General features: G+C 72.8%; 20 protein-coding genes. 12 read left to right on the top strand and 8 right to left on the bottom strand.

Features of this window, described 5'->3' with window-relative positions; translation table 11 throughout:
- Positions 1-88: 88 nt before the first annotated feature.
- Positions 89-376, bottom strand: coding sequence for a hypothetical protein (locus WDV06_RS09030; protein WP_395509119.1), 288 nt, complete (start codon positions 374-376; stop codon positions 89-91).
- Between the two features lie 67 nt (positions 377-443).
- Positions 444-698 carry a hypothetical protein gene (locus tag WDV06_RS09025; protein WP_395509118.1) on the bottom strand — a complete coding sequence of 85 codons (255 nt, stop codon included), beginning with the start codon at positions 696-698 and terminating at the stop codon, positions 444-446.
- A gap of 595 nt (positions 699-1,293) precedes the next feature.
- Between WDV06_RS09025 and WDV06_RS09020 the strand changes: the two genes are divergently transcribed.
- Positions 1,294-2,631: a hypothetical protein gene (locus WDV06_RS09020; RefSeq protein ID WP_395509117.1), complete on the top strand. Its 1,338-nt coding sequence runs from the start codon at positions 1,294-1,296 to the stop codon at positions 2,629-2,631.
- A gap of 120 nt (positions 2,632-2,751) precedes the next feature.
- Here the strand turns inward: WDV06_RS09020 and WDV06_RS09015 are convergent, their stop codons facing one another.
- Together WDV06_RS09015 and WDV06_RS09010 are read right to left on the bottom strand one after the other, a co-directional pair.
- Positions 2,752-3,033: a hypothetical protein gene (locus WDV06_RS09015; protein WP_395509116.1), complete on the bottom strand. Its 282-nt coding sequence runs from the start codon at positions 3,031-3,033 to the stop codon at positions 2,752-2,754.
- A 125-nt stretch (positions 3,034-3,158) separates the two neighbouring features.
- Complete coding sequence (locus WDV06_RS09010) at positions 3,159-3,617, bottom strand: hypothetical protein (protein WP_395509115.1); 459 nt, start codon at positions 3,615-3,617, stop codon at positions 3,159-3,161.
- Between the two features lie 454 nt (positions 3,618-4,071).
- On the opposite strand from WDV06_RS09010, the gene WDV06_RS09005 reads away from it, so the two are divergent.
- The 3 genes from WDV06_RS09005 to WDV06_RS08995 all read left to right on the top strand — a co-directional run bounded on the left by WDV06_RS09005 (position 4,072) and on the right by WDV06_RS08995 (position 5,110).
- Positions 4,072-4,392 carry a response regulator transcription factor gene (locus WDV06_RS09005; protein ID WP_395509114.1) on the top strand — a complete coding sequence of 107 codons (321 nt, stop codon included), beginning with the start codon at positions 4,072-4,074 and terminating at the stop codon, positions 4,390-4,392.
- Positions 4,393-4,505: 113 nt separating this feature from the next.
- Positions 4,506-4,685 carry a hypothetical protein gene (locus tag WDV06_RS09000; protein ID WP_395509113.1) on the top strand — a complete coding sequence of 60 codons (180 nt, stop codon included), beginning with the start codon at positions 4,506-4,508 and terminating at the stop codon, positions 4,683-4,685.
- A gap of 149 nt (positions 4,686-4,834) precedes the next feature.
- Positions 4,835-5,110 carry an isoamylase early set domain-containing protein gene (locus WDV06_RS08995; RefSeq protein ID WP_395509112.1) on the top strand — a complete coding sequence of 92 codons (276 nt, stop codon included), beginning with the start codon at positions 4,835-4,837 and terminating at the stop codon, positions 5,108-5,110.
- 110 nt (positions 5,111-5,220) lie between these two features.
- Here WDV06_RS08995 and WDV06_RS08990 read toward each other — a convergent pair whose 3' ends face one another.
- The 4 genes from WDV06_RS08990 to WDV06_RS08975 all read right to left on the bottom strand — a co-directional run bounded on the left by WDV06_RS08990 (position 5,221) and on the right by WDV06_RS08975 (position 9,872).
- Entirely contained in the window at positions 5,221-6,033 is an 813-nt protein-coding gene (locus WDV06_RS08990; RefSeq protein WP_395509111.1) for a phosphatase PAP2 family protein, read from the bottom strand.
- Positions 6,034-6,080: 47 nt separating this feature from the next.
- Complete coding sequence (locus WDV06_RS08985; RefSeq protein ID WP_395509110.1) at positions 6,081-7,061, bottom strand: YihY/virulence factor BrkB family protein; 981 nt, start codon at positions 7,059-7,061, stop codon at positions 6,081-6,083.
- A gap of 42 nt (positions 7,062-7,103) precedes the next feature.
- The gene (locus WDV06_RS08980) at positions 7,104-8,849 is read right to left on the bottom strand and encodes a bifunctional phosphatase PAP2/diacylglycerol kinase family protein (protein WP_395509109.1); all 1,746 of its coding nucleotides are present in this window, start codon (positions 8,847-8,849) and stop codon (positions 7,104-7,106) included.
- Positions 8,850-9,242: 393 nt separating this feature from the next.
- Positions 9,243-9,872, bottom strand: coding sequence for a hypothetical protein (locus WDV06_RS08975; RefSeq protein ID WP_395509108.1), 630 nt, complete (start codon positions 9,870-9,872; stop codon positions 9,243-9,245).
- 361 nt (positions 9,873-10,233) lie between these two features.
- Here WDV06_RS08975 and WDV06_RS08970 point away from each other — a divergent pair, with 361 nt between their 5' ends.
- The 8 genes from WDV06_RS08970 (at position 10,234) to WDV06_RS08935 (ending at position 15,704) form a co-directional block, all read left to right on the top strand.
- Positions 10,234-10,899 carry a DedA family protein gene (locus tag WDV06_RS08970; RefSeq protein WP_395509107.1) on the top strand — a complete coding sequence of 222 codons (666 nt, stop codon included), beginning with the start codon at positions 10,234-10,236 and terminating at the stop codon, positions 10,897-10,899.
- The gene (locus tag WDV06_RS08965) at positions 10,896-11,501 is read left to right on the top strand and encodes a phosphatase PAP2 family protein (RefSeq protein WP_395509106.1); all 606 of its coding nucleotides are present in this window, start codon (positions 10,896-10,898) and stop codon (positions 11,499-11,501) included. Before WDV06_RS08970 ends, WDV06_RS08965 begins: the two co-directional genes overlap by 4 nt.
- Positions 11,498-12,175 carry a phosphatase PAP2 family protein gene (locus tag WDV06_RS08960; RefSeq protein WP_395509105.1) on the top strand — a complete coding sequence of 226 codons (678 nt, stop codon included), beginning with the start codon at positions 11,498-11,500 and terminating at the stop codon, positions 12,173-12,175. The genes WDV06_RS08965 and WDV06_RS08960 overlap by 4 nt, the downstream gene beginning before the upstream one ends.
- Before the next feature lies 1 nt (position 12,176).
- Positions 12,177-12,842: a response regulator transcription factor gene (locus tag WDV06_RS08955; protein WP_395509104.1), complete on the top strand. Its 666-nt coding sequence runs from the start codon at positions 12,177-12,179 to the stop codon at positions 12,840-12,842.
- Positions 12,839-13,450 (top strand): hypothetical protein, encoded by a 612-nt coding sequence (locus WDV06_RS08950; protein ID WP_395509103.1) that lies wholly within the window; start codon positions 12,839-12,841, stop codon positions 13,448-13,450. The genes WDV06_RS08955 and WDV06_RS08950 overlap by 4 nt, the downstream gene beginning before the upstream one ends.
- A 72-nt stretch (positions 13,451-13,522) precedes the next feature.
- Complete coding sequence (locus tag WDV06_RS08945; protein ID WP_395509102.1) at positions 13,523-14,206, top strand: sensor histidine kinase; 684 nt, start codon at positions 13,523-13,525, stop codon at positions 14,204-14,206.
- A gap of 191 nt (positions 14,207-14,397) precedes the next feature.
- Positions 14,398-14,766, top strand: a complete 369-nt coding sequence (locus WDV06_RS08940) for a BlaI/MecI/CopY family transcriptional regulator (protein WP_395509101.1) — start codon at positions 14,398-14,400, stop codon at positions 14,764-14,766.
- Positions 14,763-15,704: a M48 family metalloprotease gene (locus tag WDV06_RS08935; protein ID WP_395509100.1), complete on the top strand. Its 942-nt coding sequence runs from the start codon at positions 14,763-14,765 to the stop codon at positions 15,702-15,704. The genes WDV06_RS08940 and WDV06_RS08935 overlap by 4 nt, the downstream gene beginning before the upstream one ends.
- Positions 15,705-15,852: the final 148 nt, after the last annotated feature.

The raw sequence follows: 15,852 nt of genomic DNA, 5'->3' as shown, positions 1-15,852 counted from the left end.
GCGCAGGGCCGGCCGCTCAGCGAAGTGCCCGCCCGCGGCCCCCCGCCGCGCGGCACGCACGTTCCGACGAAGACCGCCCCGGTCGCCCTCACCATGGCGGGCCGTATCGCGCGAAGGCGAGCAGACCGACGATCGAGGCACCGATCCCGCAGCTGAGCCCACCCCAGCCGGGGCTGCGCCGCGACCAGGCGCAATACAGCAGGCCCGCGGCCGTCAGAGCCAGGCCGGTTCCCAAGCAGGGCCAGCCGAGGCTGTTGCGGACGCTCTCGGTGCCGAATTTGAAAAGTGGGAACGTGATGCCGATGAGCCCCATCGGTATCGCGAAGAATCTGTCCACCGCTGTTGAACCCGACCGTTCGGGCCGCTGGTCTGTCATGCCTGAGCGTCGATTCCCTCCGGCCGCCCTCGGCCCGGAAGGCCGAGGGCGGCTCAGCGTCCTGTTGCTATCCCTGGGCCATCTTGACGAGCTCGTCGAACGTAGCCTCCTGCTTGATCTCGTCGGCGATCTGCCGGATCGCGGAGAGTTCGGCCGGGGTGAGTTCGACGGTTTCGCCTTCGGTGACCGGGACCGTGGCCGTGATCGCGCCGGCCGGGCCGGCGGCCTGCCGGTGCTGTGCTGCCGAGGCGAGAGGTGCTGCGGCCACCAGCGCCGCCGACGCGATGACGGCAGTCGCGGCTATCCGCATGTGGGTACGCATATGCGCGGGGATTCCTTCCGAGGAAAATACCGGCGGGCAAGCGGAGCTCGCCCGGAAAGGTGTTTCCGGCGGCGGCAGTTCGCACTGAGGTCCACCGGAGAACGAAATCCAGTGTTTCGATTCCTCGCTGGCGCGAACAGGTGTACATGGGGGCCGGCGTACGGGGGTACACCAGCGGCTGACATCCGCACACGGCACCGCGACCCCAGTTCTCCCGGCCGCGACCGGACGGCGCTGTCCGGTGCGTTCGGCGGCTGCACGATCCGGCCGGGCCGAGTGGCAAGCTGTCGGCCCTATAGGTATCGGTGCCCCCTCCGGGGCGGGGAGCGGGGTGGCGGCGCTTTGGCAACGTCGCGGTGGCCGGGAGGCGGGTGGTCGACCACGGTGCGGCGCACCGCGCGCGGGGCCGCCCCGGACCCGCTGTGCCCTGGACTTTCCTGCGCCTTGACGCCGGGCTCCGGGCGCCGGCCATGCGTGCGCGGGGGGTGCCCAGGGGGGTGCCTCGACGGGTCGCCCCGGCGCGGAGGGCTCCGTAGCATCGGAAACGTCCAGGCCGGTCTTCCGGCCCCGTTCCCCTACGCCGAGGCTTCACCCCGTGACGCTGCACCCCCTCGCTCAGCTGCGGGCGGCAGCCGGGCTCTCTCATCCCGCCTATGCCCGGCTGGTCGCCGAGACGCACGAGGCGCTCGGTCTCGGCCCGATGGCCGCACGACGTGAGAAGGTCTCCCGCTGGGAGTCGGGCCGCACGATACCCGGGCACTCCGCGCAGCTGGCGATGGCGCACATCCACCACGTCCCGGCCACCGAGGTGTGCCGCCTGGGATGGCCCCACTGGCTGTACCTGGCCAGCCGTGACGCCGGCCTGCTGAGCGCTCCCCACACCGGCGAAGGCGCCGCGCTCGTCCTGGACAGCACCCTCCACCTGGCCGACGCACCCCGCTCGCCCTCCCTCCTGCTGGAAGGGCGGGCGCTGGCCGAACAGGTCCACGGCGCGCTCGTTCGCCTCGCCGAGGCCGCCGACGCAGCGGTCCTGGACGCAGCCGGCCCCCTCACCGAGCGCCTGGCCTGGGCGCAGGGCCGCATCGAGGCCCTGGAGGAACACGAGAACGGCACCCTCCTGCCGCTTCACGCGCTCTACACGGCGGCCCTGTCCGAGCACCGCCACCTCGTCACCCTGATCACCACCCCACCTGGTGGGGTTCCCGTGTCCGGGCTCCTCTACCGCCTCGCCGCCCGTACCAGCATGCTGTGCGCGTGGCTCAGCAGCGCTGCCGGCGAAGAGACCCGCGCCGAACGGCACGTACTGGCCGCGCTGCGTGCCGCCGCCGCGTCGAGCAGCCGACCTCTTACGGCGGCCGCCCTGACGCGTCTCGCGTTGCGTCACCTGCTTGCCGGCAGCCCCTCCGACGCGCTCATGCTCCTGCAGGCCGCCCGCGCCGCCGAACCGCGTCCCGCGCCGGGGACCGACGTCCAGTTCCACGGCCACCGCGCGCTCGCCTTGGCCCACCTCGCGGACAGCGCCGCGTCCCGGCAGGCACTCGACTACGCGTCCCGGGCCGTCACCCGTGGCGCGACCACCGCCGAAATGGCCGCCCGGCATCACGCGGTGGCCGTCAACCGTGCGCTGGTCTCGCTCCACCTCGGCCGGCTGAAGACCGCTCGCAGACAGTTCGGGCCGCTCACCGAGCGTCTCACCACTCCGCAGTCCTGCCCGCCCTCCCCCTACACCGCCCAGTGGTTGCGCTACGCCGTGGAGACCCACCTGGCCCTGGGGGAGGTCGACGTCGCCGTCCACGCCACCCACCGGGCCCTGGATCTCGCCGGGGCGCTCCCTGAGGGTTTGGCGATGCAGTTCCGTCAGGTGCTCGGTTCGCGACAGGACGAACCGCTCGTCCGCCAGGCCCTCGACCGCCTGCGCGGCCCTCGGGAATGAACGGGGCGGGCCGTAGCGGCGGCCACCCACCGGTATCCCCAGCGCGCCACCGAGGCGGAGCACCCGCGGATCGGCTGCGCCCGGTGCGCGGGTAGCCCCCGCGGGGGCTACCCGCGGGGGCTACCCGTGGGGGGCAAGGGCCGTCGCCGTCCCGGCGGTCCACAGGACCAGCAGGACCCACATGCCCGGTGAGGGCCTGCTCCCGCGGACCAGGGCGAGAGACATGCCGGCGAGGACCGCCAGCAGGGCCAGTCCCTGCAGTCCCCAGGAGACGGCGACGAGATCGGGGTGCGTGCCGTCGCGGCCGGCCCGGCGCAGGACGAGAGCGGGTATGACCAGGAGCACGCCGAGGGACGCGATCAGGTCCTGGAGGCTGGAGGTGCGGTGGGGGGGCTGGGTCATGACGGGTCCTCAAGTACAGCGGTGGGGGGGGGGGGGGGGCGGGGGCCCCCGGGGGGGGGGCGGGGGGGCCCCGGCCGGCGGGGGGGGGGGGCGGGGGGGCGCCCCCCCCCCCCCGGGGGATCAGGTCAGCTCACCATGGAGGCGAGGAGGTCGATGACCTCGCTCTGGACGTAGCCGCCGGCGGCCCAGTAGGCGCCGCGGACGAGGATGTTCTGGTTGCCCATCCACTTGTCGAAGGCGTCCTTGCCCTCCTTGGCCTTGCCGATCGCGCCCTTGAGGAGCTTGGGCGACTTCTTCAGCGCAGCCACGATCTTCTTGGCCGCCTCACTCTTGCCGCTGAACGCCGAGACGTCCGGGCTGCCGCTCTGTGAGGTCTGTGCGAGCTCCCGGTTGATCTCGTCGACGAGGCGCTTGATCTCGGCGGTCTCGGACGGGCTGAGCTCGACGGTTTCGTTGCCGGCGACGGCCACCGCCGGAGCCTGCACGGCGGCCGGCGGGGGCGCGGCCGCGGCGAGAGGAGCTGCCGCCACCAACGAGGCGGTCGCGATGACGACGGCGGCGGCGGTCCGCAGGGGGGTGCGCATGATGTGTGTAATTCCTTCCCTAGGACGCCGGGAAGCAAGCGGAATATCCGGTCCAGAGCGTTCTGGCCTTGCTTTTTTCGGTTTCCCGGCGACGGGAAGAAGCCTCTCCGAAGCAAGGAGGGCAGGACAGTGGACTTCGGGGCCGGTGGCCGCCGGTCCACCCGTCACGGCTGGGCCTGTACCGGCGGGCCACGGGCCGACGTGAGTGAAAGGGGCAGGCAGTGCCTTGGGAGGTGCCTCGGAGCCTGGCATGCACCGGACAGCACTCCCTACGATCACGTCACCGGCGGAGAGGGCAACGTGATCCAGAACGATGCGCGCACGCTGACCCACGCCTCGCGCGCAGGGCCACGGCCACTGGATGACGGCCACAGGGGGACGCGTCCGCGGCCCGCACCGGTGCCCGCCGACCCCGACGCCGCAGCACACCACCGCACGTGAAGGACATCAGACAGTGCCCACACCCGGCGCCATCGACCGCTGCACCTGCGCAGCACCCTCCCCCACGCAGAACCCCCGCGACCTGTCCACCCTCACCGATCGCGAAGGGTCCGTCCTGCTGCTCGTGGCGACCGGCATGGGGAACATCCCCATAGCCCGGCGGCTCGGCATCACCGAACGCACCGTCAAGAAGCACATCACCAGCCTGCTCCACAAACTGCGCGTGACCTCCCGGCTCGAAGCGGCCCTCATCGCGCACCATCAGCACCACGACCTCTGCCGCGCCAAACGCCCCTCCCCCACCTTCCTCCCCAACCCCACCCCACCCACCTGACGGCCGGACACGGCCCGCGAGCGGCCGTCAGGCTCGTATCCAACGCGCTGCGGCACGCAGGAGGCCTCACCGGCCTGCGGATCACCGTCTCGGCCCGCCAGGTCACCGTCGAGGTGTCCGACCGCTCGCCGCTGCGGCCCCACATCCCGTCGGCGTCCCCTCACACGCCCGGCGGCTTCGGCCGGCGCCTGGTGAAAACCCTCGCCCCCACCACCTTCATCCGCTACCACCGCGGCGGCACAACCATCGTCGCCACCCTTCCCACCCACGCCGGGCACCCGCCCGTCTCCTGAACCAGCCCCTGCAGCCCTGCCGGAACGGAAGCGGCGCCGGCTGCGAGGGGAGAGTGACACCGCTCTACCATCCGGAGGCGTCGGAGTGCGGCGCGGCCCCGGGCCGCCCACGATGGCCGGGTACCTTCCCACCCGTCAGGAGCACACTCATGCTGGAACGCACCCTGCGCAAGGCCCACACCGAGGTCACCTTCATCCTGCCCGCCGACACCCCGCCCGGCCCTGTGAGCGTCGTGGGCGACTTCAACGACTGGCAGCCCGGCACCCACACCCTCACACCCCGCAAGGACGGCAAACGAGCCGTGACCGTCCAGCTGCCCGGCGAGAACACCTACGCCTTCCGCTACCTGGCCGCCGGCGACTACTGGTTCAACGACGAAACCGCCGGCGACCACGACGGCCCCAACAGCCGCCTCCACACCTGACACACCCACCCGCCGCCACACCCCCGTGGCCGGTCACCACCCCGCGACCCGGCCGACCCGCGCCTCCGGTCTTCCCGCCCGGGGCGGACCGACTCGGTCCGCAGCGGTGGTCAGGTGCGGTCAGGGCGCCCCACCGACGGCTCGGGGTGGTCGGAGCGGATCTCCGGCTCCAAGCCCTGCGCGGGCGTGGTCCGCCGCCGTCCCACGTCCGCCCGCCAGGCCTCGAAGGCCAGCGTCGTCGCCGTCACCACGGCGAGTCCCAGCAGCCAGCCGCCCACGACGTCGCTCACCCAGTGCACGCCGAGAGCGACTCGGGTGTAGCCGACACCCACGACCGAGACCGCGGCGAGCGCCCACGGCAGCGGCCGCCAGCGGCGGGGCACCAGGGGCAGCAGGGCCAGCAGCAGGACCGCGCAGGACGTGGTGGCCGTCATGGCGTGCCCGGAGGGGAAGGAGAACCCGGGCGCATGGGACACGGGATCGGGCAGGTGCGGCCGGGCTCGTGCGACCACGTTCTTCACCAGCAGGCCGAGCAGGCCGCCGGCGATCGCGGTGACGGCCGCCCACAGGGCCAGCCGTACAGCGCCGCGGGCGAGGAGCCACACCACCAGCACGGCCACGAGCAGCCGCATCGTCACCGGATCCCACACCACGTGGGTCAGGAAGTCGAGCACCCGCACCCACCCGGGATGCTCCAGTGCCGCCGCGTGCAGCCGCTCGGCCGTCCGGTGGTCCAGCCGGCTCAGTGGCGCCCACTGCGATTCGACCAGCACCAGGGCGAGCGCGAAGGGCACCGACACGAGGGCGGTCGCCGCCACCGTCGTCAGCAGCCGTGCGCCGAACCGGGTGTCGGGGCCTGGGCGGACGGAAGCGAGCCGGGCGAGCAGACGTCCGGTGGTGAAGGGCCGTGTCAGACGGGTCATTGTCCTGATGGTTCCTTTCGGATTCCGCCGCGCGGCGGGGCACGTGCTCAGACGCCGGGATCCGCCGTGACCGGTTCGGTCACCCCGGCTCGTACGGCCTCCAGTTGCGCGGCGAAGGACAGCCCCAGGAACAGGGCCAGGGAGGTCAGATAGGACCACAGCAGCAGGGATACGAAGGCGGTGAGGGGACCGTACACGGTGGCGAAGGAGCCGTTGGCACCCACGTACAGGCTCAGCCCCCACGTCGCCAGCAGCCACAGCACCAGGTACACCGTTGCACCGAAGGCCAGCCAGGTGTAGCCGGGCTGGGTGCGGCGGGGTGAGAGGCGGAAGATGGCACTGGTGGCGAGGAGAGCCAGCGTGACGCCCACGGGCCAGCGCAGCAGGTCCCAGGCGCGGATGGCGACCGGGTCGAGGTGGTACACCTCGGCCACGGCGCGGCTGAGGTGGGCGCCGAGGACGGTGACGGCGAAGCTGAGCCCGAGCGGCAGTCCGGCCAGCAGGGACATGACCAGTCCCCGGGTGTACTTGTGCAGGAACGGCCGGTCGCGTTCCGTTCCGTAGATGCGGTTCGCCCCCCGCTCCACCTGGCACAGCGCGGTGGTCACGTTCACGAGGGAGAACAACAGACCGAACCAGAGGGCGGCCTGGCTGCCGTCCCCGGCCTGATGCCGGCTTTGTGCCAGGGCGTCGTCCACCACTCCCTGGCTCGGCCCGCTCGCCAGCCGCCGGATCGTCAGCTCCGCTATCCGGCCGATGGCTTCGGTGTGCAGCGCACCGGACAGTCCGATGACCGCGATGGCCATCGGGACGATGGACAGCACGGTCTGCAGGGCCAGCGCCCTGGAGTGGCTGAAACCGTCGGCGTACCGGAAGCGGATGAAGGAGTCCCTTACGAGGCTCCAGCCACCGTGGCGCCGCAGCACGGTCAGGGCCTCCTCGGCGGAGAGCTCCTCGCCCTCCACCTCCAGCTCGGCCGGCACGACCGCCACGTCACGGCGTTGCGGTACGCGTGTCGCGGTTCCCATACCCGTCACCCCCTGTAGAAGTCATTGCTCCTCGAACCCGGCTCAGCCGCCGACGGTGTGCGTGACCGGTTCGGCGTGCCCGGCGTTGCCGGCGCCGTCCTCCGGCGTCCGCGGCGGGAGCCAGATGCGCAGCGCGCCCGGTTCCACCTCCGCGCTGAGCCGGGTGCCGGCGCCGATGACGTCGCCGTCGAGCTCGCGCGGCTGGGCCCGGGCGAAGCGGATGTCGACGCGTACGGCGCTGAAGTACTCCAGTGCGCCACCCGCCACGGTGCCGTTCGCGCCGTCAGGCCCGGGGACCGGTCCGCCGGGCAGCATCCGCGCCGCCAGGTGCTTCGCCGCCGCGAGCCAGCCACGGACGCCGCGAGGGTCAAGCAGCACCACGTCCAGCCGGCCGCTGTCGGGCCGGGCATCGGGCAGCAGGGGCAGACCGCCCTGCAGGCTGCCGACGTTGCCGATGACGACCATACGGGCGCGGCGCTCGCGTACGGGGCCGCCGTCCAGGCGGATCGACAGGCGCATCCGGGGATCGCGCAGGTGCCGGGCGGCGGACAGAACGTACGCGGGCCAGCCGAGGCGCTCCTTCAACCGCGCGGAGGCGTCACCCACCGTGGCGGCGTCGAACCCGGCTCCCGCCATGACGGTGAAGCGGGCCGCTGCGAGGCCGTCGGCCCGGACCCGGCCCACGTCGATCCGCGCGGTGCGTCCGGACAGGGCCGCCTCCAGTGCCGCGACCGGATCGGAGGGCAGCCGCAGGTTGCGCGCCAGCAGGTTGCCGGTGCCACAGGGGACCACGACGAGCGGGATCCCCGTGCCGGCCAGGGTGTCGGCGCAGGCACGTACCGTGCCGTCGCCGCCGCAGACCACGACGAGGGCGGTGTCCTCGTCGGCGATGCGCTCGACGAGGTCGCCTGCGGGGTGTTCGGCGGCCGTGGTCGTCCAGGTCTGGTCGGTGTAGCCGTGACGGCACAGGACGTTCCGTACCCGCTCGGCCAGTTCCGGTCCGCAGCCGTGCGGGTGGCGCACCACCACGGCCCGCCGGGTGGCTCCGTGGTGGGGGGCGTGGCGGGCGGCCGGGACGGCGGCGGGGAGGGCGGCCGGGAGGGCGGCCGGGCGTGGCCGGGCGGGCAGCAGCAGTGCGTGCGTGACGACGAGCAAGGTGCAGGCCCCGTTGAGCAGGCCGCCCATCACGTCGGAGGGGTGGTGCATCCCCCGGTAGAGGCGGGAGCACGCCACCAGCAGCGGCACCAGGAGCAGGGCGGTGACCAGCGCCTGCCGCAGCCGTCGTCGCTCGCCGGGCACACGGAGCGCGACGAGGACGGCGAGACCGCCGAAGAGCGCCACCGACGCACCGACGTGCCCGGACGGGAAGCTGGAGGTCGGCGGCGCGGCGTCGAGTTGCGGCACGTGCGGTCGCGACCGTTCCACGACCAGGGTGACCAGCAGGAAGACCGCCGACTGCGCGGCCACGGCCGTGGCCAGGAACACCGCCTCCCGTACCCACCGCCCCGACGAGAACGCCAGCATCGCGGCGACGGCGAGGACGGTGAGGGCGATGATGCTCTGTGTGCCGGCCAGCAGGGACAGCCACTCCGAGAAGGCTGTGAGGGGGCCGCCGCGGTGCGCGGCCAGGCCGCGGTTGACCGCGTCCTCCGCCGAGACGGGCCACTGGTCCGCGAGTGGACCGGTGAGCATCAGTCCCACCCCGGCCATGAGGGCGGCCTGCACGGGCAGTAGCCCCAGGACGGAGAGACGGCCCCGCCCCGGGGCCGCGCTGCGTTCAAGTCTCATTGACGGCGTGTAACCAGCGCGGGGCCGCTCATGCGTGCCGGTTCACGAGCAGCCGCGCCTCCGGCCGATTGGTGGGGCAAAGAGTCCATGCCGAACCGGCGAACCGGCCAAGGGCTCCCGGGGTCAGGCACCAAAACCCAGGCCGGTCAGCCAGGCGTTCCCGCCGCTCGGGCATCACCGACGGGACCGTGTCCACCGCACGGGCTGTGTCCGGCCAACCCGCGGCCGGCGCCGCGACCGGCTCGATGCCGGACACCTCCGGGCGCTCGCCGCGCTCGGGGGACAGGACTGGGCTGCGGGGTGAGTGGGGGTCGCCTGCCCCGGCGCAGGTTTCCGAAGGCGAAGTGCTCGCCCTCCCGAACAGCGCGGTGTTGCATGCGCGCCGCACGAGTATCACAGAGGCTGACGGTTCCCGCCCTTCCTCGGCACCGTGATCACCGCAGGAATCGCCATCCGGCTCAGAACGTGACCGTCAGTGGCCCGCTCTGCGCAGCCAGCGCAAAGTCGTGACGAGTTCCTCGCCGAACTCCTCGCACAGCGCCAGCAACGTGCGACCGGCAGGGCGGTCAAGCCATCCTCCGGCGCAGGGAGGGCCTGCAGAGCCCTGAGGCACGCCGATTCGACAGCGGAATGCCGGGCGGCGAAATAGCTCCGGCCCCGCGCACTGCCCACCAGGCGGGCAAGGTACCGGCGGTGCGACTGCTCTGACGGGTGGGGATGGAGCGAGCCCTCGACGAGCCCGTCCAGGTAGCTCGCCAACCCGGACGAGGCCTCAGCCATGCGCTCGATCTCGTCGGAGTCAGGGTTGTCCAGGAAGTTACCGAAGGTCAGCAGGTTGTCGATGACCTCCAGCCGAATCAGCTGGGTCGTGTCCGGGTCCACTTCGGACGAGAACAGCGAGGCGGCGAGCAGCTCGGCGACGCCCTGCCGGTATGCCTGCTCCGACTGCTCGACTGGAGCCTGTGTTGCCAAGCGAAACAGCGACTCCAGCAGCAAGACGTCGATGCCCCACGCTTCCTCCATATCGACCCCTTGAGGCGGCGTACACCATGCCGACGCATGTCCGTTGCGTCCAGATGGGTACCTGCACCAAGGGCCCTCCCGCAACCGACTGGCGCCCCACCCAAGTGCTCGTTGGGCGAGGACACACCGGCCCACGCCCATCAGGAGTAACCGCCAGCCCTGACGGGCGGGGTGAGAGGGCTGTCAACCCCAGGAGCCGGGACGACTCCGCCTGCAGAGCCGTACCCGATCGCATCCCGGGCCCGCTCGTCTCTGCACGCTCGATCGTCTACAGTGCAGTAGACCGTCTACTTGGCTGTAGTCGACGGGGCCCCTTCGGGACGTCCCCCGTTTCCGAACCAGTGAGAGGCCGACCTGATCCATGGCCACGTCCGCTTCCGCCACCCTCGCGGTGAACCTCCTCGACGCCCATTCACTCCTCGCCACGTTCGGTGTAGTCGGTATCGCGGTGGTGATGTTCGCCGAGACCGGCCTGCTGATCGGCTTCTTCCTGCCCGGTGACTCTCTGCTGTTCACCGCGGGCCTGCTGTGCGCGGGAACGGCCGGCGGAGACGTGAAGCTGTCCCTGCCCGCGGTGCTCGCCGCAGCCGTGATCGGCGCGCTGGCCGGTGCCCAGTGTGGCTACCTCATCGGCCGCCGGGCCGGCTCCGCCCTCCTTGCCCGCAGCCGCTCAAAAAAGCTCCACGAGGGCGCGGCACGGGCCGAGGAACTCTTGGAAAAGTACGGACACGCCAAGGCGATCGTGCTCGCCCGGTTCGTTCCGGTGGTGCGCACCGTCCTCAACCCTGTCGCCGGAGCCCTGCGGATTCCGGGTCGCGTGTTCACGTGCGGGCAGGTCGCTGGCGGCCTGCTGTGGACGGTCGGGCTGGTCCTGGCGGGTTACGCCCTCGGTTCGTCCATCCCGAACGTCGACACGTACCTCCTGCCGATGGTCGGCCTGATCGTGGCGATCTCGCTGCTGCCCGTGGCGATCGAAATCCTCCGCTCCCGCAGGGGCGGCAAGCACCAGAACGGAACAGCGCAGTGACCTCCGGCCACAACGGCTCCGGCCTCGACGGCAACGCCTACATCGACATCACCGACCTCGCCCACCGGACCCCGGGCTGGCTCAACGACGCCATCTCCACCTGGTCCCTCTACGGCCTGTCGCTGTTCGCCGTGCTGATGCTCGCGGCATGGTGGGGAGCCCGCCGGACCGGTTCGCCCTCGGCCGTCACCGCCCTCGCGGTCCCGCTGATCACACTCGCCGGGTTCGGCGCCGACCTGCTGCTCAAGCTTGTCTTCCGTGAGGACCGGCCCTGCCAGAGCCTGCACGTGGCCGTGCTCGAAGCCTGCCCCGGCCCCGGGGACTGGTCCTTCCCCAGCAACCACGCCGCCATCGCCTCGGCAGCCGCTGTCGCGCTGCTGTTCGTCTCCCGTCGCCTGGGGGCCCTCGCCGTGGTGGCGGCGGTACTGATGGCCGCCTCCCGGGTATGGGTCGGGGTGCACTACCCCCACGACGTCCTCGCGGGACTCGTCGTCGGGGCGGTGGTCGCCGCCGTCTGTGCCCGGGCCGTCAAGCGGCGGCAGAGCGCGCTGGCCGACCGCCTCGGGCTGGGCCGCCTGCGCCCGCTGCTGACCGCCCCGTGAGTCGCGCCTTCCCGCCCGGGCCCGTCGACCCGGCCGCCGGCCGGGCGGGCCGGGTGGGCGTGTCGGCCTTCGTGCTCCTGGCCGCCCTCACGCTGTGGGTGACGCGAGCCCACGGGCACCTCCTGCCGGCCGACGCGGGCCTGCACGCCTGGTCCGTGGCGCATCGCCCGGCCCCGGCGGTGGCTGCGGCCCGCGCGGTCACCGATACGGGGACCGGCGTCATCCCCTACGCCGCGCTGTTGCTGGTCGGCCTGTACGTGGGGCGTACCGCTCGCCAGAGGTGCGGCCTCGCGTCGGCTCTGATGGTGTGCCTCGGCGCGGGGCAGGCCCTTCGGTACGCGGCCATGTCAGTGGTCGCGCGTCCGCGCCCGCCGGTCGGCGACTGGGCCGCTCACGCTTCGGGCTGGTCCTTCCCCTCGGGCCACACGACCACGGCCGCGATGACCGCGGGCCTCGCCATCGCGGCGCTGTCTCTCGGTGGCCGGAGGGTTTCGCGCCTCGCGATCTGCGTGATCGGGCTGTGGGGGGCGGCGGTGGGGCTTTCGCGCGTGTACCTCGGCGTCCACTGGTTCACGGACGTGCTGGCGGGCTGGCTGCTGGCCGCCGGGTGGGTGTGCCTCGTGGTCCGGACGTACCTGCGTCGGGCTCCGGCCGCGGGCCGCGGGGAGGCGTGACGTGGACCGACGCGTCCTCGTGGTCGAGGACGACCACCCCTTGCGGAGCGTGATCCTGCGGGGGTTGCGGGAAGAGGGCTTCGACCCGGTGCCCGCACCCGACGGGGCCACCGCCCTACGGCTGGCGCGCGACCGCTTCGACGCGGTGGTGCTGGACGTCGGACTGCCCGACGCCGACGGCAGGGACGTCTGCCAGGCCCTGCGGGCCTCGGGCTTCACCGCGCCGGTGATCTTCCTGACCGCGCACCGCCACCTCACCGACCGCCTGGCGGGCTTCTCCGCCGGCGGGGACGACTACCTCGCCAAGCCCTTCCACCTCGTCGAACTCGCCGCCAGGCTGCGCGCCGCCCTGAAGAGGGCCTCCGGCGCACCGTCCGCAGCGGCAGTGGGTGACGTCATCCTCGATCCGGCACGGTTCACCTGTACCGCCGCAGGCAACCCCGTCGACCTCACCCCGACCGAGTTCCGGCTGCTGGCCGCACTCCTCGCCGCCGGCGGCGCGCTCGTCTCCCGCCGCGAACTCCTGAGGGCCGGCTGGCCGGAGGGAGCGCAGGTCAGTGAGAACACCCTCGACCAGTACCTGAGCCGGCTGCGCCGCAAACTGCGCACCGCGGGCAGTGAGCGAACGATCACGACCAGCCGAGGGATCGGACACCGTCTGCCATGACGGCACGCGCCCCGGACCGGCGCCGGCCGCCGACTCTGCGCAGCCGGCTCTCGCTGATCGCCGTTTCGGTCGCGGCCCTGCTGATGGCCGTCCTCGTCGTCGCCTTCAACGCCATCGTCCGCCACCAGCTGGACCAGCGGGCGGACGACCACCTGCGCACCAGAGCGGCCGCGGTCGCCTCAACGGTGGACACCAACGGCCGCAGGGCCCGTGTCGTGGAAGTGCCCGACGACGACGCGCTGGACTCCGACGTGTGGATCTACGCGGGCAGGGAGCGACTGGAGTCCCCTCCCACCGCGGCCGACGGCGGGCCGTTGAACCAGGTAGCCGACGCCCTCGCCGCCGATCGACAACCGCACTGCATCACCGTTTCCGCCTCCGTCCAGGGCCCCGTGCGGCTGTGCGCGTCGCCAGTCACTGGAAGCGCACCCGCCACCGTGGTCGCAGCCGTCAGTCTCGTCCCGTACCGGACCTCGGCGGACACCGTCCTGCACGCCACGCTCGCGCTGGGCGCAGCCATGCTCGTCCTGACCTACGCCCTGACCCGTCTCGCGGTCCGCCGTGCCCTGCGCCCCGTGCAGGCCATGACGGAACAGGCCGCCGCGTGAAGCGCGCAGCCCGGCGACGACCGGTTCGGCACCACCCGGCGCCCGGCCGAACTCGCCGCGCTCGCCACGTCCTTGGACGCGCTCCTCGACAAGATCCGGGCCGGGCTCCTCCACGAGCAGCAACTGACGCGGGAGCTCTCCCACGAACTGCGGAACCCGCTCGCCCGCATCGTGGCCGAGGTCGACTGGTGGCGAACCCGCCCCCGCTCCTCGGAGGAGACGCGGTACTCACTCGCAGTGGTCGAGGATGCGGCGTCGTCCATGAGAACGATCTGCGACACCCTCCTGGACGAAGCCCAAGGCGCAGCTTCCACCCACCGGGGCCCGGCCGACGTTCATGCCGCTCTGGTCCGGCTGGCCGGTCCGAGAACCACGTCATCGGCGGTCACCCTCAGGATCGCACCACCGATCGGACGGCTCATGGCCGCGGCCCCGGCGGCGATCGTGGAACGAGCGGTCAGCCCGTTGCTGGAGAACGCCCTGCGCTACGCGCACTCGCAGGTCACCGTCGTCGCCCGCTTGGAGGCAGCGGGTATCCGTATCGAGGTGACGGACGACGGCCCAGGCGTTCCCCCGTGGTTCGCTCCGCAGCTCTTCCACCCGGGGCGGAGGGCCGAGCTCGGCGACGGGCATACCGGAGCCGGCCTGGGGCTGTCGCTCGCGCGACGCCTGGCCCGCTCCGCCGATGGCGACGTGCACCACGACGCGTCACACCGCGAAGGCACCCGCTTCGTGGTGACCCTGCCGACTGCCTGACGGGCCGCCTCGCCGAGCGCGTCACGGCGCGGGCGGCCCGAAGCCCCGTCCTCACTCCGTGCCGCCGCTCCCAGCGGTCACACGCGGTGCCGAACCCTTTCTTCAGCCTCCTGCCGGAGAGCCACTACGCTGTCTACACCACAGTAGTCAACCTGCGTCGATGCAGGGATCGAAGCGGTCTAGGGGGACCCATGTCCGACGAAGGCGAGCGCCGACCCGCTGGGGAGCTTGAGTCCAGCGTGCTCGCCGCACTGTGGGCGGCCGGGACGGCACAGACGGCCGCCCAGGTCAGAGCGGCTCTCCCGCAAGACCTGGCACGCACGACGGTGGCGACGCTCCTGGGACGGTTGCACGACAAGGGACTGGTGGGACGCCGGCCCGGCGGACGCGGCTTCGTCTATTTCGCCGTTCAGGACACCCACGGCCTCGCCGCTCGCCGGATGCACCGCGAACTCGACGGGGGCAGCGACCGGAGCAAGGTGCTGGCGCGGTTCGTCGAGGGCCTGGATCCGCACGACGAGGCCGAACTGCGCCGCCTCCTCCAGGAGGACCGTCCGTGATCACACTGCTGGTGGTCCCCCTCTTGCTGCCCTGGGTCCTGCCGCCCCTCGCACGGCGGACTGCCGAGCGGGTGCGACCGGACATCGCCCTGTGGGCGGTGGCCACCAGCACGGCCGCTTTGGCGCTCGGGGTCGCCGCGTGCCTGGGCACCCTGCTGCTGCCGCTCGCGCTGCGCCTGCCTGTACTCGCCGCCCTCGCCCATCTGCTCCAGCCCGTCCAGGCGGGCCCGGCGTCACTCGTGTTCTGCGCGTCGGTGCTGGCGGGCGGCGCGATCGCCGTGAGCCTGACCGCGGGCGCCCGCGGTGCCAGGGCGGAGCTGAGACGACTGCGCGCGGTCCGGAAGCTGGTGGCGGGGATGCCCGAGGCCGGGGGCCTGTGCGTAGTCGACGACGAGCGGCCGGACGCTTTCGCGCTGCCGGGCTGGATGCGCCGATCGGACCGGATCGTGGTCACCGCCGGCATGCTCCGGGCCTTGGACCCGGGCGAGAGGGAGGCGCTCCTGGGGCACGAGCGGGCCCACCTGGCGGGCCGCCACCACCTCTTCCTGTCCGTCGCCCAGCTCGCCGGCTGGTGCCATCCGGCGCTGGCCGCCGTCGTTCCGGTCGTCTCGTTCGCGGCCGAACGCGCAGCCGACGAAGCCGCCGCGCGTGCGTGCGGGGACCGGCGACTGGCCGCCCGGGCCGTGGGGCGGGCAGCACTCGCCGCGGCGTCCCTCCGTGGCGGCTTGCAGGCGCCCACGGCGGCGGCCCGCGGCACCACCGGACCGGTGCCCGCCCGGGTCAAGGCGCTGCTCGCACAGGCTCCGGTGCGGCGCGTCGTTCCCGCCCTGCTGGCCATGGCCCTTCTGTGCACGGCTGCGGGCGCATCCGCCCTCGGCGGGGCCGTATGGCTGCACCGCGGGGTGGAAGTGGCGCAGGGCGAACACCCCTCGGACTGAGTCCTTGCCGGCACCTCTTCGCGCGGCACCGCTCGTGACCCGCTCCGGGCTGATCAAGCCCCACCCATCTGAATCGAGGCGTCCATGTCTGCCGCCTCCCGCCGGCTGCTCCTCGGCATCGGCAGCGCGACCGCCGTCGCCGCCTCAC

The organism is Streptomyces racemochromogenes, assembly GCF_044129415.1.
In the GTDB taxonomy this organism is placed as follows: Bacteria; Actinomycetota; Actinomycetes; order Streptomycetales; family Streptomycetaceae; genus Streptomyces; species Streptomyces racemochromogenes_A.
Note: the sequence above shows the minus strand (reverse complement) of the source record. Positions and strands in the feature narration are given on the sequence as shown.

What these genes read in the sequence shown, in the direction of transcription:
- WDV06_RS09030 (WP_395509119.1), bottom strand. Translation starts at nt 376, where the DNA reads ATGACAGACCAGCGGCCCGAACGGTCGGGTTCAACAGCGGTGGACAGA.
- WDV06_RS09025 (WP_395509118.1), bottom strand. Translation starts at nt 698, where the DNA reads ATGCGTACCCACATGCGGATAGCCGCGACTGCCGTCATCGCGTCGGCG.
- WDV06_RS09015 (WP_395509116.1), bottom strand. Translation starts at nt 3,033, where the DNA reads ATGACCCAGCCCCCCCACCGCACCTCCAGCCTCCAGGACCTGATCGCG.
- WDV06_RS09010 (WP_395509115.1), bottom strand. Translation starts at nt 3,617, where the DNA reads ATGCGCACCCCCCTGCGGACCGCCGCCGCCGTCGTCATCGCGACCGCC.
- WDV06_RS08995 (WP_395509112.1), top strand. Translation starts at nt 4,835, where the DNA reads ATGCTGGAACGCACCCTGCGCAAGGCCCACACCGAGGTCACCTTCATC.
- WDV06_RS08990 (WP_395509111.1), bottom strand. Translation starts at nt 6,033, where the DNA reads ATGACCCGTCTGACACGGCCCTTCACCACCGGACGTCTGCTCGCCCGG.
- WDV06_RS08985 (WP_395509110.1), bottom strand. Translation starts at nt 7,061, where the DNA reads ATGGGAACCGCGACACGCGTACCGCAACGCCGTGACGTGGCGGTCGTG.
- WDV06_RS08980 (WP_395509109.1), bottom strand. Translation starts at nt 8,849, where the DNA reads ATGAGACTTGAACGCAGCGCGGCCCCGGGGCGGGGCCGTCTCTCCGTC.
- WDV06_RS08975 (WP_395509108.1), bottom strand. Translation starts at nt 9,872, where the DNA reads ATGGAGGAAGCGTGGGGCATCGACGTCTTGCTGCTGGAGTCGCTGTTT.
- WDV06_RS08970 (WP_395509107.1), top strand. Translation starts at nt 10,234, where the DNA reads ATGGCCACGTCCGCTTCCGCCACCCTCGCGGTGAACCTCCTCGACGCC.
- WDV06_RS08950 (WP_395509103.1), top strand. Translation starts at nt 12,839, where the DNA reads ATGACGGCACGCGCCCCGGACCGGCGCCGGCCGCCGACTCTGCGCAGC.
- WDV06_RS08940 (WP_395509101.1), top strand. Translation starts at nt 14,398, where the DNA reads ATGTCCGACGAAGGCGAGCGCCGACCCGCTGGGGAGCTTGAGTCCAGC.